The sequence below is a fragment of the Candidatus Arsenophonus triatominarum genome, assembly GCF_001640365.1.
GTDB lineage: Bacteria > Pseudomonadota > Gammaproteobacteria > Enterobacterales > Enterobacteriaceae > Arsenophonus > Arsenophonus triatominarum.
Window position 1 is genome coordinate 15,842 of record NZ_LWMI01000016.1, and the last position, 16,812, is coordinate 32,653.

A 16,812-nucleotide genomic window follows, 5' to 3' on the forward strand; every position below is an offset into this window, starting at 1 on the left:
ATAGCAAATTATCAAAGGAGATGAAATTCTAAATCATTTTGTGCTACTTGGTTTATTTTTTGTTATACATAAGAGCTACTGATAGAGCTGTTTTCGACATCAGCCAACCGATTTTGCATTTTAGAACTTTGTGAACGAGAGTTGACGCTATTTATTATGATACCGGCGTTTAGTTATTGTGAATAACGTATTCGTTCTTTCTTTTAAAAAAGTGTTTATGGAGGGAAGATGGCAATCAAACTTAATAAAAAACAAAATGAATTGTTAAATGGAATGAGTCATGAAGAATTATTAAACGTGATAAATTACATTATACAGGATAATGAACTGGCCAAAGCTGCACTGGTAAACGGGTATTTATTATCTGATCAGGAAATACTCAAAAACATCGAAAAAGAATATAACCGACAAAATAAAAGTAAACACTTTTATGATTACTACGAAGCGGATGCCCTTTATGATGAGCTAACACGCAGTATTGCACAGCCACTTGAGAAGGTAGCGGACACACTCCCAGAACAGGTAGAAAGCTTGAGTGCAAAAATCATGCTTGAGTTTGATAAATTCAGTGAAAATACAGACTCATCTAGCGGAAGCTGGATGGACTACTACTCTGTTCTGCTGGATGCGTGGGTGAAATCAGTGGTCGCTCAAAAAAATAGTGACCCATTTTTCATTGCCAACAAAGTTTTTGATTTTGTTGTGGATGAACCTTATTTTGGCGTTGAGATTTTCAAAAAATACCGTACCTTATTAAGTACAGGGGTTTTACGCACAATTCGGGATATGTTTTATCAAAAAAAACGCCCATGGGAAGCATTAGACATCAGTATATTAATAAGAGATATCGATTTTCTGACAATAGCCTTTCAAAAAGGTGAATTCTGTCATTCTGAACACTATTTTGATTATGCAAGATTACTGATAGAAGAGATAAGAACAGATGAAGCCGTTGAATTATTGTTAAGCATGGAGAAACCAAGCGATAAACGATATGTAGATAAAACGACATGGAATGAACTATTAATTACGGCACTGATTGAAGATGGAAAAAACGAGGAAGCGAAAGAAAAAGCGATTGATGCCTTTTCTTTACGATGTGAAACCCGTTTTTATCGACTATACACAAAGGCCTGTAGGGAAGAAAGCGATAATATTCAGCACTTCCTGAGTATTGCAAAAGAGAAAGGGCTTGAGCGGTATATCGCTTTTGCCTCAGATATCGAGCGATTTGATTTAATCGCCGAATGCATTACCGCCACGGCAAAAGAAAAACTAGCCGATTTCCTTGTTCACCTAACAAACTCATTCATCCGAACATTATCCAGTACGCTGTATAAACATGGCCATGCCCTTGCTGCTACGCTATTACGCCGTTTTCTGGTCGAGGACGCTATTAATCAAGCGAAAAGTAAATATTACAGCTATGCCGCTTCAGACATGAAAAAATCTATCGATTACAGCAAAGGTCTGGAAGAAAGTTTGCAATTCCAGGGAACAGTAGCCTACCTTACGACGCTCTACGAAAAACATAAGCGAAAAACAGCTCTCTGGCCGTTGATGGAAGAAAAAATTAAGGGTTTAACGGTGGGTAAAAAAGGGATTTGCTACCAAAGGAACCTGCCATGACCGAACAGGAATTGTATGATTATGCGGTATCTCTGCTGGTAAAAAAGAATTACTCCTCTGGCAATATGAAGAGACAGCTGGCCAAACTAGCCGAAAAAACAGGCGATGTAGAACACGTTTTGTGTCGTCTGACAGATAATCATTATCTCAATGATGCAGAATTTATCACCTATCTTTTTGACAAACATATCAAAAAATTACATGGCCCCACGCGTATAAAACAAGAAATTCGACAAAAAGGATTTCTTCAAGCACTAATAGAGCAAGAAATTGAGAAAGGTAATATTGACTGGTATGTGTTAGCTAAAGAAGCCAGAGTTAGGAAGTTTGGCGAAGCTTTACCAAGCGACTCAAAGGAAAAAAATAAACAAATCAGATATCTTCAGTACAAGGGGTATACGATGGACATGATATTTGAAGCGTTGAGTTAAGATATGACAAATTGCAGTTATCTGTAGTAGCTCAGACTTAATCTGACAGTTACCGGTTATTTATACAGTACCTGTCAGGTTAAATTTGATTTAAATCTTTCTCTCTCCAAAGTTGTTTTCCATCGTGTAAAGTTGCCATAGGAGTTCGACCGCAACACATTTTTCCTTGATGAGTGCGTTGGTTATTATATTCCGCTAACCATTTATCTAAATCAGCTTGTAATTCATTTAAAGCCCTATAGATTTTCTTACGAAAAGCCACCTGATAGAACTCTTGTAATACAGTTTTAGAAAGCGTTCACAAATCCCATTAGTTTGAGGTGAACGAGCTTTAGTTTTTGTATGATCAATATCATTGATAGCGAGATAAAGTTGATAATCGTGATGTTCAACTTTACCACAATACTCACTGCCTCTGTCCGTCAGTATACGTAACACCGGTAACCCATGCTGGGAATAAAAAGGGAGAACCTTGTCATTTAATAAATCTGCCGCCGTTATCGCGCTTTTTGTTGTGTAAAGCTTACAATGAACGACTTTACTGTAAGTATCAATGTAAGTTTGTTGATAAACACGACCAACGCCTTTTAAATGACCGACATAAAAAGTATCTTGTGAACCCAGATAACCTGGATGCGCTGTTTCAATCTCACCACAGGCTTCATCATCTTGCGCTTTCTTTTCTAGAGCACTGATTTGTGATTCTGACAGGATAATTCCTTCTGTTGCGATTTTATCTTCAAGCGCTTTTAGGCGTTTTGTAAAATTTTCGAGATTATGGCGCAGCCAAATAGAGCGAACGCCACTCCCCGAAACAAAAATGCCTTTTTTTCTTAGTTCATTACTACTGCGGTGTTAACCGTGTGCAGGGTATTCAATCGCATACTCGACTACAGCGCTTTCAATCTGTTCATCTACTCTATTTTTTACGTTAGGCACCCGTCGATTTTGATTAATTAAAGCGTCTATCCCACCATCGTTAACAAGTTCCTGGTAGCGATAAAACGTATCTCGGGATACCCCCATAATCTTACAGGCTTTTGAGACGTTATTAAGCTCTTCAGCGAGGTTAAGTAACCCGACTTTATGTTTGATGATAGGATTATTTGCTTGATACATAGAATTACCTTTTATTTAATTATCTAATGATGTTAATTAAAACCGGTAACGCTCTTTTTTAAATCAGAATTGTCGGATTAAGTTAAGACTAATACATATAATTTGCGGGGTAGAGTATTAGGATTTATTTGCTGCGTTGTTTGATGCTTTTTTTGGTATTGCCAAGGTGGGTCTGCGAGTATCAGGTCATACTTCACTTCATCTCCTGTTAAATATACCAGCTTTTACTTTTATGTAAGTCGTCTATTTTTTCTAAGACAGTGATTTTATTACCGCCATTTCCGGTTAATATTCCGCTTTCTTCATCGGTATCGAATTGATATATCAATCCTTTGTTTGTTAATTTTTTTTCCTTCAATCTAATTATTTTCATCACCTCACCATGATAAATAACCTGCATCCCTGCTTTGACATGATGTAACGTTGTTCGGTATTCGTGGATGTTATTCATAGGATTACTCCGATTATTGATTACATGAATGTAAATGTTGATCAAAACATTAATTTTTATAAGGTTATTTATGGTAGTATTGTTAACGTTGTGTGTTTGTTAACAGTAACATTTTACCTGGTGTTGGCCAGCCTTGCGCTGGTCTTTTTTTTGCTTGGTATAGCTAGGCGACTTAATTTTGATTACAGCATATGTATTAAAAACAGGTCATCGATAGTGCATCCTGTTTCCATCTTTTTACGTTTAGCTTGAGACCATTTATGTTCTATAGGATTTAAATCTGGTGAATACACAGGCAAATATTCTATCTGGTGTCCTGCGTTTATAATTGCCTGTTCAATATTCTTACCTTTGTGAAAGCTAGCGTTGTCCATAAAAATAACAGAATTTTCAGGAAGTTCTGGGAGCAATATTTTTGTGATCCAAACATAAAAAACATCACGATTAATATTGCAATCAAATAATCCGATAGCAAAAAGGGTTGTTCCCAATAAAGCGCCAATAACATTTGTTCTTCCCTTAGCACCCCAGTTTTTCAGGCCAAAACAACGGTGACCTTTTGGGGAATAGCCGTGAGTTCGTGGAGTGTCATGTGAAAAACCACTTTCATCAATAAAAACAACAGATTTATCTTTTTTTTCATACTGTTGTCTTTTTTGCTGATGTGCCAGCCTGTCGCTTTCGTTGGTTTTTGGATGGAATAGAGTTTTTTTTATAGGTTAATCCCAGCTTTTTAAGGGATTGCCAAATAGTCTTTTTACAAACACCGAATCGCTCTGCCCGTTCCTTTTGGTAAGCATCTGGATACTGTTCCACATCTTTTGATAAAGCATTTTTATCGAGCTTCCTCTTACGTGGCGTTGAATTTTTTGGCTCTGGTCGTTTAAGCCAACGTACTAAAGACGCTTTTCCAATACGGAATTGTTTCGCAGTTTCTCGAATTGTTAAACCTTCGGCTTTCCTTACAGATATTACTTTACGTCGAAAATCAATTGTATAACTCATAACACACCTTGTAATCAAAATTAAGTCGCCTAGCTATATCAACAAAATTGGCATGTAATCAAAAATGCTATTACTGAGCACATCCGTGTTTTATTAGCGTACCCAAATTAGTTTTGTGCGAAATTCGTGTTAGAGTGGCGAATGGCAATTGTTGCTAGCTTAATTTTCCCGTAGTATTTTTGATCATGGTAATTTATCAACGTTTAAGTACACCAATTGTTCGTCGAGTATGTACTTACCTAGCTGATATTAACGATGGTTTTAATGAGATCATTAACGGCATGACTATTATTCAACAACTTAGGCAGCGAGCCCGATTTGGTGAGAAAATGTTAGCAGTGAATCGCCAGCACTATATAGCCCGGATGCAGGCATTAAAGTTAGATAGTATTCTTTTACGCCCACTATTGAATTTATTTTCTGCACTAACTCTTTGTGGATTAATTCTATTATTTGGATTTAAGGGAATAGATGTTATTGGTGTTGGGGTATTGTACGCGTTTATTAATTATCTTGGGCGTTTAAATGAGCCATTAATTAAATTAACCTCACAACAAGCGGTAGTTTCAGGAGAAAGAATTTTCGAATTGATAGATAGCCCTCGACAATGTTATGGCTGTGATCAATTACCTTTATTGTCAGGGCGCGTGGATATGAAAAAGCTTTCTTTTGCTTATCGTGATGATAAATATGTATTGTATGATATTGATCTGCAGATAGAGGATAACGAATTTGTCGCATTAGTTGGGCATACAGGTAGAGGAAAAAGCACGATTACTAACTTATTAATGGGATACTATCCATGGCAAAAAGGACAAATATTACTCGATGGACGCCCGTTATCCTCACTTTCTCACCAAGTGTTGCGTAATCTATTACCATCGTGCAGCAAGAGCCGGTTATTTTAGCGACGACTTTGTTTGACAATATCGCTCTGGGAAGAAAAATTTCAGAACAGAAGGTTTGGCATATTTTGGCAACTGTGCAACTTGTTGATTGGGTATATAAATTGCCTAATGGCTTAAATACTCTGTTAGGCGAGGAAGGTAATATTCTATCTGCGGGGCAGAAGCAATTATTGGCATTAGCGCGTGCTTTAGTACGAACGACGAAAATTTTAATATTGGATGAAGCAACGGCCAATGTCGATTCAGGAACTGAGAGAACGATCCAAAAAGCTTTACAGTTAATTCGTCGGCAGACAACATTAATCGTTATTGCTCATCGACTTTCTACCGTTATCGACGCGGATAAAATTTTTGTTTTACATCGTGGTAAAATCGATGAGCAAGGCAAACATAATCAATTATTACGACACTCGGGGCTTTATGCTCAGATGTACCAATTGCAACAAATTGGTAATTTATTACATACTGATGGCGTAAAACATCTAGATGTGGTTAATTAATCTTTTTTCTATTTTATTCTTATTTATTTGTGGATTTTTTATTAATATATTTTTACATTTCATGTTGAAAATTGTTTTTTCATCACTTCGAAGATTGGTAAATTAAGATTATACTAGATTAGATACTTATTTTGTTTAAATAAGATCAACTTTAATCTTTTTTGTTATTATTTATATACGTTAAACTATTTGTATGTTTAATATTATCTATTTGAATGAGAAAACAACACTTGATTTTTGTTTTCTTGCTATTTGAATATGAATAGCGCATAATGCGTGCCTCTATTGTTCATATAGAGTCATTCAATGGGGTCCTGTTGGTTCTCCCGCAGTGCTAACTTGTTAACTTGGTCAGGTCTGGAAAGAAGCAGCCATAGCAAGGGGTGTATGTGCAGGGATGTCGCTGACAGGACTCCGCCAGTTTAACACTTCTAAGATATTCATACTTTTTCATATAAAATTAATCCAGTTAACAAAAATTGTTTTTATGTTGAAAGTTGCTAAATTAATTCAATATGGTTGGTTTTTTATATAAAGAAAAAATTCAATTAATTTGATGAATTTTCATTTTAATCTAAATGCCAGCTTTTGGTTTAGTTTTTATTGAAAAATAAGATTATGTGAAATTATGAATTTTGATTAATGATGCAATTGAATTATTAATTAAAAAATAAATAGCATTGCATTGATTGTTTTCATAAATAGTTATTGTTTAGGCATGGTTTTCATTAATGAAAAAGAGTTGTGGTTGAGTGAGGATAATTATAGGGTTATTCTTTGATTAAGTGAAAATATAAATATGGTTCATTGTTTAATCTAATAACGTAAGCAACACCATGATATAATTATCCGTGCAATGAATGAATATTTTAAGCTATATAGTTATTAATAAAAGCCGATAACGCTAAAATTATAACCATATCCTATGTGATAAAGGAAAGACTTACTTATTAACGAACATATTTCCAAACTGACGAAGGAATTTTGTCATAAAGTTTATTCATGGTGAGCTCTGCTAACCTATGGTCTGCGGCAGAATAAAATAATTCAAGTTCGTCTTCAGATAATTCATATTTGTTTTTTTCGATTACGCGCTCCAATGTTTCGATAGTCGTACATCTTCTTAAGCGCCTCAGATAGTCAATTTTAGTCATAATTTCCTTTCTTTAAATTATAGATATATAAAATATGAATGTTATTGGCTGTTGCGTCAAGTGTTACTTAATGAATATTTTATACATTTGTTAATATTTCAGCCAAACGCTCATTCATTTTTTGCCAATCAGAAATATCTGTTAGGCTCATTACAGGTTTACCAAATAGGTTATAAGTTTCATCCAAATATTCGCCAATAAAAATAAAAAGGTTTACGTTATTCGGATATTTTAATTTAAATTGACCAATAAAATCTGTGATATGATCAATTAATACATTAAGTTTAACGCTTTGGTTGGAACCAAGATCATTTTTCCAAAGGTTTTTTGTCCTATGCAAAGTTAACATCGCTTCACGATATAGAGCATCACATAAATATTTTAGCACTAAGATATCATAACTCCTTGGTGAGTACTCATCCATAATCACCTCCATTTAAACCACAGATTACGGGTTATTACTCATTTTTATTGCATAATACTGCTAAAGATGAAGAAATTACCATTGAATTAATATATTGTTTTATTTTTTTAAAAATCAAAACACTATTAATTATGATTGTTACCAAAATTATAAATGGGTGTCGATAAACAATCAGAAGAATGTAGATAATTTATAAAATTTATACTTATGTGAGTATAGCAAAAGTAAAGCAAACAACCTACTGGATATTAATATAGCACTATTATCGCATAAGTCACTATCTCTGTATAAAGTTTTTTGTTATATGATGTTAATCAAGGAACTAATCTAGAGCAAAATATTAAATATATACAAAAAGTTACAGTATTACTGTGTTATTTTATTATTATTTATTTTTTTATTAAAAAATAAGTTCTAGTCATGTATTTAGAGTTATTTTTCATTTATTAAAAAACATGTTTACTTAAAAGGCCAGAATATCTGGCCTTTTAATGGAAATATTACTAATAATCTAACTAAGCTAATATTTATTTGTGAAACGTCTACGTATAACGACAAAAAATACTGGAACGAAATAGATTGCTAATGTGGTTGCTGCAATCATTCCTCCAAGTACACCGGTACCTACAGAGTTTTGCGTGCCTGAACCTGCACCGTTACTAATAACGAGCGGTAAAACGCCAAGCATGAATGCTAATGATGTCATTAAAATAGGTCGTAAACGCATTCTGACAGCATCTAGCGTCGCTTCAATCAATCCTTTTCCCTCTTTTTCCATTAAGTCTTTAGCAAACTCAACAATTAAAATAGCATTTTTGGCAGATAGACCAATAGTTGTTAATAAACCTACCTTAAAGTAAACGTCATTTTCTAATCCCCGAATTGAAGTGAAGAGTAATGCCCCAATAACCCCTAATGGTACAACTAGCATAACAGAAAAAGGAATTGACCAACTTTCATATAAAGCGGCTAAACAGAGAAAGACGACAATAAGAGAAATTACATATAAAGCAGGTGCTTGATTGCCAGAAAGACGTTCTTGGTAAGACATACCGGTCCATTCATAACCAATATCTTCAGGTAATTTTTCAGTAAGTTGCTCCATTAATAGCATGGCATCACCGGTACTTTTCCCTGGTGCCGCAGAACCTTGGATTTCCATTGCAGGTAAACCATTATAGCGTTCCAGACGTGGTGAACCATATAGCCATGGATCTTTGCTATGATCAATCAATGCAGAGAAAGGTACCATTTTTCCTTGATTATTGCGGACATAAAGTTTTTCAATATCAGCGGGCAACATCCGGAATGAGGCATTGGCTTGTACATAAACTTTTTTAACGCGTTCACGATCAACAAAGTCATTTACATAGATGCCGCCAAACATGGTACTTAAAGTTGCGTTAATATCATTGATAGAAACACCTAATGCTTCCGCTTTCTGTTGATCAATATAAAAACGATATTGAGAAGTATCATCTTGCCCGTTAGGACGAACATTTTGCAATATATCAGGATGTTGAGCGATAAGCCCTAGTAATTGATTACGAGCAGCCATTAATTTCTCATGGCCTAAATTACCATGATAAACAAGTTCATAATCAAAACCACTGGCAGTACCTAGTTCAGGTATAGCAGGGACATTGAAAGAGAAGATGATAGCTTCTTGTATTTTTGAAAAGGCAAGATTGGCACGGTTAATAATTTGAGAAACATGGCTTTCAGCACTATGACGTTCTTTCCAATCTTGTAGTACGACGAAAGCAAGCCCCATGTTTTGTCCCTGTCCTGCGAAGCCAAAGCCACTTACGGTAAAGACAGATTTAACATTCGCTTTTTCTTTGGTGCGATAATATTGGTCAATATCATGAAGCACTGCGACTGTTTGTTCCTGGGTTGAACCAGGTGGTAGCTGAACCATAGTCAAAAGTACCCCTTGATCTCCCTCGGGAAGAAATGAAGAGGGCAACTTTAGGAACAAAAATGCCATACCGGCAACTGATATAACATAAATAACCAGGTAACGGCCCGTGCCTTTAAGCATATGGCCAATACTATTGGTACAGTGATGCGCGCTTTTTTCAAATGTACGATTAAACCAACCGAAAAAGCCAGTCTGTTTACCATGACTACCTTTAGGGATAGGTTTTAATATTGTGGCGCACAGGGCGGGAGTTAGGATCAACGCGACCAGAACGGAGAGCACCATTGAGGCGACAATAGTAATCGAGAATTGACGATAGATTGCGCCCGTTGCGCCACCAAAAAAAGCCATAGGGATAAATACCGCCGATAATACTAAGGCTATACCGACAAGTGCCCCTTGAATTTGCCCCATCGACTTTTTGGTAGCTTCTTTAGGTGATAATCCTTCTTCTTGCATTACACGTTCGACGTTTTCTACTACCACAATCGCATCATCGACTAAGAGTCCGATAGCGAGCACCATTGCGAACATGGTAAGCGTGTTAATTGAATAACCCATCGCAGACAAAATAGCGAATGTACCAAGCAAAACAACAGGAACTGCGATCGTAGGGATCAAGGTTGCACGGAAGTTTTGCAGGAATAAGTACATAACAACGACGACTAGCATGATAGCTTCGATCAGAGTTTTCACTACTTCGTTAATTGAAATTTTTACAAACGGCGTGGTGTCATAAGGGAAAACAATCTCTAATCCGTTAGGGAAAGACAACTCCATTTCAGCGAGCGTAGCACGTACGGCTTTTGCGGTATCTAAGGCATTAGCACCGGTAGCCAATTTGATACCAATACCAGCTGACGCAGTGCCATTATATTTTGCTTGAATGCTATAATTTTCCGCACCTAACTCAACGACGGCAACGTTTTTTAACCGAACCTGAGAACCATCCGGATTAACTCGTAGCAGGATATTGGCAAATTGTTCGGCATTATTTAGCCGCGTTTGAGCAATAATCGAAACATTCAGTCGTTGGCCTGCGATCGGTGGTGTGCCACCTAGCTGACCGGCAGCAACTTGGTTGTTTTGAATTTTTATGGCATTGATAACATCCTGAGTGGCCATATTGTATTTAACAAGTTTATCTGGATCTAACCAGATCCGCATAGCGTACTGAGTGCCAAACAGCTGGGTTTCACCGACCCCTTTTACTCGACTAATAGGATCTTTAATGTGAGAGTTAACATAATCAGCGATATCCTCTTGATTCATAGAGCCATCTTTAGAAATAAAAGCGACTACCATCAAGAAAGAACCGGTAGATTTATTAACATGGATGCCTTGCTGCTGTACTTCTTGGGGCAGTAATGGCATGGCCAATTGTAATTTATTTTGTACCTGTACTTGTGCAATATCGGGATCTGTTCCTGCTTCAAAGGTAAGTGTCAGAGACATGTTACCCATTGCATCACTGGTTGACGACATATAAACCAGATTATCAATCCTATTCATATTCTGTTCGATAACCTGAGTAACGGTATTTTGTACTGTGGTGGCGTCAGCTCCAGGATAGGTTGCTGAAACCGATATAGTAGGTGGTGCAACGGTTGGATATTGCGCCACCGGTAATTTGATAATTGCCAATAGACCAGCAAGCATGGTAATAATCGCTATTACCCATGCGAATATTGGCCGTTCTATAAAAAACTGAGGCATTAATTATCGACTCCCTTAATTTAAGACTTTTGCGGAGAAAGTTTATTTTTCTGTTGTATTGGAGTTAACGATGTCTCTTTAGCAACCACTTTCATGCCAGGCTTGATTTTTTGTAGCCCAATGACAATGACACGCTCTCCAGCTTTTAGTCCTTTAGCTATTAGCCATTGATTACCAATTGCTTGCGCAGTAATTACCGTACGGGTTTCGACTTCATCATTGGTATTAACAATCATCACTTGGGCTTCACCACGAGGTGTCCGACTTACACCTTGTTGTGGCACTAAGATCGCATTTTTTTTCACGCCTTCTTCTAAAACAGCACGAACAAACATACCAGGCAGTAATTGTTTTTCTGGATTTGGGAAAATAGCCCGCATTGTGATAGAGCCCGTACTTTCATCAACGGTTACATCGGAAAATTGAAGAACACCCTTTTGTGCATAAACTTCACCATTATTCATTTTTAAACTAACAGTTACTTGCTGTGATTCTTTAGATAAATTGCCGCTAGCAATCTCATTTTTTAAACGCAGATAATCGTCACTGGATTGGGTAACATCAACATAAATAGGGTCTAACTGTTGAATGGTTGTTAGCGCATTAGTTTGCCCAGTCGTGACTAGTGCACCTTCTGTGACGCTTGATTTACCGGAACGGCCGGAAATAGGTGCAGCTACTTTGGTATAATCAAGATTGATACGCGCGGTTTCAACTGCCGCCTCAGCAGCCTTAAGAGAAGCTAATGCCTGAGCATAATTAGCGTTTGCGGTATCATACTCTTGTTTACTGATGTAATTTGTTCTTAATAGAGGCTTATAACGGTTTACAGTTAAACGAGTAATTTCTGCATTGGATTTTGCTTTTGCTAAATTGGCTTTTGCGCTGTCATAATTTGCTTTATAGGTTGCAGGATCTATTTGATATAAAGAAGCTCCAGCTTCAACATCACTACCTTCTTTATAATTTCTTTTTAATATAATACCCTCTACTTGAGGTCTTACCTCGGCAATACGAAAAGCGTTAGTACGGCTAGGCAGTTCAGTTGTAACTGTCAATGGCTTTACTTCCAATGTCACGACACCAACTTCAGGTGTTGGAGGTGCAATATTACCTTGCTGGGAATTATCGCCACATGCTGTCAAGATCAAACAGCTTGAGAGTAGTAATATTACCAGAGGTAAGACCCCTCTGTTTTTTTGCATAAATAAACCTCAATATTCAAATATCAATTTCAAATCTGAAACCTAGTGAATTATTATGTTATAAGTCTCCTATTTTATTGCACAAACATACATGAATGTATGTAAATTTACTTCAATAATAGGAAAGTAAGTTAAAATGGCACGAAAAACTAAGCAACAAGCGAAAATAACTCGTCAAGAAATAATAGATGCAGCAATTAGAACATTTTCCAAGTATGGTGTTTCATCTACCTCATTGTCTAATATAGCAGAGGTTGCAGGTGTAACTCGTGGTGCCATTTATTGGCATTTTAAAAATAAAGTCGATCTTTTCTCTGAAGCTTGTAAATTTACTGATGAACAAATAGCTGAAACTCAGAAAAAGTATCAGTTAAAATACCCCAATGCTCCACTTTTTGTATTGAGAAAATTATTACATTATATTTTATTTACTTTTTTTGACGATACTAAAAACAGGGAGCTAACTGAGATTTTTTTTCATAAATGTGAATTGATAGGTGAAATGGCACAGTTTGCTGAATTACGGCGTGAAATTTATATGATTAACCATCAAAGATTAGTCACTCTGTTAAGTGCCTGTGTGGAAAAAAAACAGTTGCCTGTCAATATCGATGTCCAGTGCGCAGCAATTATGATACGTGCAGCGATTACCGGCCTATTTGAAAATTGGTTATGTGTACCAGATAGTTTTAGTATCAAAGAAAATGCGATTCGTTATGTGGATACGATGATTGATATGATGAAATACAGTCCATCAATAAGAAACAATTGAAACGTTTTATTATATAATTAAGGAATATTTGATGTCAGAAAAAGAACCTATTTTTGATTATTGCTAATGGTGCCGCTTATGGTGATGAAAATCTTTTTAATGCGCTACGTTTGGCGATTGCAGTTAAGGAACAGGCAGCGACAACTGAAATGAAAAATTTTTTAATGTCTGATGCAGTTGTTGCAGGTCTTGTTAATCAAAAGCCAGTTGATGGTTATAATTTAAAACAGATGTTAGAAATCTTGCTTGCGCAGCAAGTAGAAATAAAATTATGTAAGACTTGTACTGATGCACGAGGTATCACTGTATTACTGTTAATTAAAGGGGTCAGCATCCGCACTTTGGTTGATTTAGTTCAGTGGACATTAGCATCCAATAAAGTTTTAACTTTTTAGATATAATAATATTTGGGACAAGGAAAGAAATCCTAAGGGGAGATTTTTAACTATTTCTTGGTAGTGTTCAAAAATCTGTGTCATATCTTAAACTCAAAAAAAGAGGTATGACATATGAGAAATCAATCATTTAATTTTGATGAAGCGTTGAAGCAATTACAATCAGGTAAAAATTTACTCGGTACAGATGGAATACTCACACCACTCATAAAACAGCTGACCGAAGCTGCCCTGCAGGAAGAAATAGAACACTACCTATCGACAACGTCAATCGATACGAGTAAAAATGGCTATACTCGAAAAACGGTTAAATCGACATCAGGTCAATTTGAACTGAAAACGCCCAGAGACAGGTCAGGTGCTTTTGAGCCTCAGCTCATTAAGAAAAATCAGACAAAATTATCAGAGGATATTGATAACAAAATCCTATCGTTATTTGCATTAGGCATGAGTTATCGTGATATTCAAAAACATGTTGCAGAATTATATGGACTGGAAATATCAGATGGAGCTATTACGCATATTACTGACAAATTACTCCCTGAATTAAAAGCCTGGCAACAACGCCCTCTGGAGGCGCTCTATCCTTTTGTCTGGCTCGATGCCCTATGCCATTCATTACAAGATAAAACAGATGGTCACTATATCAATAAGGCAATCTACACAGTACTTGGACTAACCACCGATGGGCATAAGGAATTGTTAGGACTCTATATGTCTGAAACAGAAGGAGCACATCATTGGCTGAGCGTTCTGACTGACTTACATAACCGTGGTATACAAGATATTTTAATCGCTTGTGTTGACGGATTAAAAGGGTTTCCAGAAGCGATAGCCAGTATTTTCCCGCAGACAGAAGTTCAGCTATGCGTAGTTCATCAAATTCGCAATAGCTTACGTTATTACGTTATATTGCCAGTAAAGACCAAAAAGCCTTTATGGCTGATTTTAAGCCGGTTTATCGTGCAGATACTAAAGCGGCTGCTGAGCTTGCACTTGATGAACTGGAAACGAAATGGGGTGAAAAATACCCGATAGTGCGAATCCTGGCGAAGTAAATGGGAGTTGCTCAATGCTTATTTTCGATACCCTAAAGCCATTAGAAAACCCATTTATACGACCAATGCAGTAGAGGCGGTTCATCGGCAGTTTAGGACATTAACTAAAACCAAAGGGGCTTTTCCTAATGAAAACAGCTTATTAAAATTACTCTATATTGGCATCAATCAGGTATCCAACAAATGGACTATGCCGATTAGTAACTGGGCGTTAACCATTGCTCAATTGTCCATCTATTTTAAAGGGCGCCTAGATGGTATAATCAAAATATAAAATCCCCTTACACAGAATTATGAACACCCTCCTATCTGACAAAGATTTTTTAACTCATCAAATACCGTTTCAATGACAGAACGATGACGCAAGATGGCTTTGTCGAAACAAGTCTGTTCAACAGGCTTCATTTCCTTCTTGATATTCGTTATAAGGTTAATTCCCATTGTTTTCAGTTGCTGTTTCAGTGAAGCCGATAAATACCCTTTATCCACATACAAACAACCAGAAAGATCTTTTATCAGCTCAGGTAATGGTTTCCGATCATCTGTGTTTCCTAGTGTAAGTCGAAAACTGAGTATTTCCCCCAAATGATTGATATAGCTAGGCGACTTAATTTTGATTACAGCATATGTATTAAAAACAGGTCATCGATAGTGCATCCTGTTTCCATCTTTTTACGTTTAGCTTGAGACCATTTATGTTCTATAGGATTTAAATCTGGTGAATACACAGGCAAATATTCTATCTGGTGTCCTGCGTTTATAATTGCCTGTTCAATATTCTTACCTTTGTGAAAGCTAGCGTTGTCCATAAAAATAACAGAATTTTCAGGAAGTTCTGGGAGCAATATTTTTGTGATCCAAACATAAAAAACATCACGATTAATATTGCAATCAAATAATCCGATAGCAAAAAGGGTTGTTCCCAATAAAGCGCCAATAACATTTGTTCTTCCCTTAGCACCCCAGTTTTTCAGGCCAAAACAACGGTGACCTTTTGGGGAATAGCCGTGAGTTCGTGGAGTGTCATGTGAAAAACCACTTTCATCAATAAAAACAACAGATTTATCTTTTTTTTCATACTGTTGTCTTTTTTGCTGATGTGCCAGCCTGTCGCTTTCGTTGGTTTTTGGATGGAATAGAGTTTTTTTTATAGGTTAATCCCAGCTTTTTAAGGGATTGCCAAATAGTCTTTTTACAAACACCGAATCGCTCTGCCCGTTCCTTTTGGTAAGCATCTGGATACTGTTCCACATCTTTTGCTAAAGCATTTTTATCGAGCTTCCTCTTACGTGGCGTTGAATTTTTTGGCTCTGGTCGTTTAAGCCAACGTACTAAAGACGCTTTTCCAATACGGAATTGTTTCGCAGTTTCTCGAATTGTTAAACCTTCGGCTTTCCTTACAGATATTACTTTACGTCGAAAATCAATTGTATAACTCATAACACACCTTGTAATCAAAATTAAGTCGCCTAGCTATAATTACATGAAGTTTGAAACCAAAAAACCAACCTGTTGAGGTTTTTCCTCGTTCAGCTATCCCATCGAAGACTTTATGCCGGCGGATCCGTAAGTTATCACACACAGCTATCGGAGTAGAATCGGCAACCGACAGACCCGTGCACTTTCCCTTAATTGACTCAAACAGTGCCGTTAAAAGGCACTGCGCGGAAGTAACTCTACGCAACGTGAATATGATGGCAAGTTAGGAAATTCCTTCCTGAGATATAAACGGACATGATAGAGATAAAATACCTTGAATTGGCTGAATCGGAGTTGATGAAACAAAACAACCTGTGTCATCATTTCAGCCAATGAAAGCTGAGTAGACCGTCTACGACGCTTACTACCGTTATTCAGCAAAATTTCATGCATTTTTGGCTCGAAGTCTTTACAAAAATCATCCATCAGGCAATAAAGTTCAGTAAGATTTTCCATAATTGTTTAACAATGCTCTACTCTTTAACCAGATTGTTAGAGTATTTTAACGAAATATGCGCATTCAACTATTTGAATAGCAAGACTTTCACTTTATTTCTTATCCCGAACTCAGGTTAATTATTTTAAGTTAACTATTTGAATATGTGATAAAAAATTAGGATCCTTATCCCGAACTCAGGTTAA

The 16,812-nt window shown here is 36.5% G+C and carries 13 protein-coding genes, 1 other RNA gene and 5 pseudogenes; 7 read left to right on the plus strand and 12 right to left on the minus strand.

The features are described 5' to 3' along the window. The first annotated feature begins 228 nt into the window (after nt 1–228). Both AYJ55_RS14030 and AYJ55_RS14035 read left to right on the plus strand, forming a co-directional pair. A complete protein-coding gene (locus tag AYJ55_RS14030; RefSeq protein WP_063656993.1) occupies nt 229–1,629 on the plus strand; it encodes a DUF6880 family protein in 1,401 nt (466 codons plus the stop codon). Continuing rightward, on the plus strand, nt 1,626–2,060 hold the full coding sequence (locus AYJ55_RS14035; protein WP_063656994.1) for a regulatory protein RecX: 435 nt from the start codon (nt 1,626–1,628) through the stop codon (nt 2,058–2,060). Before AYJ55_RS14030 ends, AYJ55_RS14035 begins: the two co-directional genes overlap by 4 nt. A gap of 79 nt (nt 2,061–2,139) precedes the next feature. Here AYJ55_RS14035 and AYJ55_RS14040 read toward each other — a convergent pair. The 4 genes and pseudogenes from AYJ55_RS14040 to AYJ55_RS14055 all read right to left on the minus strand — a co-directional run bounded on the left by AYJ55_RS14040 (nt 2,140) and on the right by AYJ55_RS14055 (nt 4,635). Continuing rightward, nucleotides 2,140–3,179: pseudogene (locus AYJ55_RS14040) on the minus strand (IS481 family transposase). A gap of 208 nt (nt 3,180–3,387) precedes the next feature. After that, on the minus strand, nt 3,388–3,555 hold the full coding sequence (locus AYJ55_RS30860; protein ID WP_187153275.1) for a hypothetical protein: 168 nt from the start codon (nt 3,553–3,555) through the stop codon (nt 3,388–3,390). Nucleotides 3,556–3,812: 257 nt separating this feature from the next. Further along, nucleotides 3,813–4,346, minus strand: a complete 534-nt coding sequence (locus AYJ55_RS14050) for an IS630 family transposase (RefSeq protein ID WP_162505291.1) — start codon at nt 4,344–4,346, stop codon at nt 3,813–3,815. Continuing rightward, nucleotides 4,270–4,635, minus strand: a complete 366-nt coding sequence (locus AYJ55_RS14055) for an IS630 transposase-related protein (protein WP_063655295.1) — start codon at nt 4,633–4,635, stop codon at nt 4,270–4,272. The genes AYJ55_RS14050 and AYJ55_RS14055 overlap by 77 nt, the downstream gene beginning before the upstream one ends. Nucleotides 4,636–4,752: 117 nt before the next feature. Between AYJ55_RS14055 and AYJ55_RS29145 the strand changes: the two are divergent. Both AYJ55_RS29145 and ffs read left to right on the plus strand, forming a co-directional pair. Continuing rightward, nucleotides 4,753–6,043 (plus strand): annotated as a pseudogene (locus tag AYJ55_RS29145) (ATP-binding cassette domain-containing protein); the annotation flags it as partial. Between the two features lie 315 nt (nt 6,044–6,358). Continuing rightward, nucleotides 6,359–6,455, plus strand: an RNA gene (gene ffs / locus AYJ55_RS14070) — signal recognition particle sRNA small type. A 538-nt stretch (nt 6,456–6,993) separates the two neighbouring features. Here the strand turns inward: ffs and AYJ55_RS14075 are convergent. From AYJ55_RS14075 to AYJ55_RS14090, 4 genes are all read right to left on the minus strand, one after another. Next, complete coding sequence (locus tag AYJ55_RS14075; protein ID WP_032115134.1) at nt 6,994–7,197, minus strand: HHA domain-containing protein; 204 nt, start codon at nt 7,195–7,197, stop codon at nt 6,994–6,996. Between the two features lie 79 nt (nt 7,198–7,276). Further along, nucleotides 7,277–7,621, minus strand: a complete 345-nt coding sequence (tomB, locus tag AYJ55_RS14080; RefSeq protein WP_063656998.1) for an Hha toxicity modulator TomB — start codon at nt 7,619–7,621, stop codon at nt 7,277–7,279. Between the two features lie 520 nt (nt 7,622–8,141). Next, nucleotides 8,142–11,261: an efflux RND transporter permease subunit gene (locus AYJ55_RS14085; protein WP_063656999.1), complete on the minus strand. Its 3,120-nt coding sequence runs from the start codon at nt 11,259–11,261 to the stop codon at nt 8,142–8,144. 20 nt (nt 11,262–11,281) lie between these two features. Next, entirely contained in the window at nt 11,282–12,466 is a 1,185-nt protein-coding gene (locus AYJ55_RS14090; RefSeq protein ID WP_063657000.1) for an efflux RND transporter periplasmic adaptor subunit, read from the minus strand. Nucleotides 12,467–12,602: 136 nt separating this feature from the next. On the opposite strand from AYJ55_RS14090, the gene acrR reads away from it, so the two are divergent. The 3 genes and pseudogenes from acrR (at nt 12,603) to AYJ55_RS14105 (ending at nt 14,965) form a co-directional block, all read left to right on the plus strand. Then, entirely contained in the window at nt 12,603–13,238 is a 636-nt protein-coding gene (gene acrR / locus AYJ55_RS14095) for a multidrug efflux transporter transcriptional repressor AcrR (protein WP_063657001.1), read from the plus strand. A 53-nt stretch (nt 13,239–13,291) separates the two neighbouring features. Continuing rightward, a complete protein-coding gene (locus tag AYJ55_RS14100; RefSeq protein ID WP_063657002.1) occupies nt 13,292–13,633 on the plus strand; it encodes a DsrE/DsrF/TusD sulfur relay family protein in 342 nt (113 codons plus the stop codon). A gap of 114 nt (nt 13,634–13,747) precedes the next feature. Next, nucleotides 13,748–14,965 (plus strand): annotated as a pseudogene (locus tag AYJ55_RS14105) (IS256 family transposase). A 32-nt stretch (nt 14,966–14,997) separates the two neighbouring features. Here AYJ55_RS14105 and AYJ55_RS14110 read toward each other — a convergent pair. From AYJ55_RS14110 to AYJ55_RS33270, 4 genes and pseudogenes are all read right to left on the minus strand, one after another. Next, nucleotides 14,998–15,285: pseudogene (locus tag AYJ55_RS14110) on the minus strand (transposase); the annotation flags it as partial. Between the two features lie 23 nt (nt 15,286–15,308). Beyond that, a complete protein-coding gene (locus AYJ55_RS14115; RefSeq protein WP_162505291.1) occupies nt 15,309–15,842 on the minus strand; it encodes an IS630 family transposase in 534 nt (177 codons plus the stop codon). Next, nucleotides 15,766–16,131, minus strand: coding sequence for an IS630 transposase-related protein (locus tag AYJ55_RS14120; RefSeq protein ID WP_063653415.1), 366 nt, complete (start codon nt 16,129–16,131; stop codon nt 15,766–15,768). Before AYJ55_RS14120 ends, AYJ55_RS14115 begins: the two co-directional genes overlap by 77 nt. A 25-nt stretch (nt 16,132–16,156) precedes the next feature. Then, a pseudogene (locus tag AYJ55_RS33270) lies at nt 16,157–16,626 on the minus strand (transposase); the annotation flags it as partial. Nucleotides 16,627–16,812: the final 186 nt, after the last annotated feature.

Coding starts and splice junctions, on each gene's coding strand:
- AYJ55_RS14030 (WP_063656993.1), top strand. CDS start 229: ATGGCAATCAAACTTAATAAAAAACAAAATGAATTGTTAAATGGAATG.
- AYJ55_RS14035 (WP_063656994.1), top strand. CDS start 1,626: ATGACCGAACAGGAATTGTATGATTATGCGGTATCTCTGCTGGTAAAA.
- AYJ55_RS14055 (WP_063655295.1), bottom strand. CDS start 4,635: ATGAGTTATACAATTGATTTTCGACGTAAAGTAATATCTGTAAGGAAA.
- AYJ55_RS14075 (WP_032115134.1), bottom strand. CDS start 7,197: ATGACTAAAATTGACTATCTGAGGCGCTTAAGAAGATGTACGACTATC.
- tomB (WP_063656998.1), bottom strand. CDS start 7,621: ATGGATGAGTACTCACCAAGGAGTTATGATATCTTAGTGCTAAAATAT.
- AYJ55_RS14085 (WP_063656999.1), bottom strand. CDS start 11,261: ATGCCTCAGTTTTTTATAGAACGGCCAATATTCGCATGGGTAATAGCG.
- AYJ55_RS14090 (WP_063657000.1), bottom strand. CDS start 12,466: ATGCAAAAAAACAGAGGGGTCTTACCTCTGGTAATATTACTACTCTCA.
- acrR (WP_063657001.1), top strand. CDS start 12,603: ATGGCACGAAAAACTAAGCAACAAGCGAAAATAACTCGTCAAGAAATA.
- AYJ55_RS14120 (WP_063653415.1), bottom strand. CDS start 16,131: ATGAGTTATACAATTGATTTTCGACGTAAAGTAATATCTGTAAGGAAA.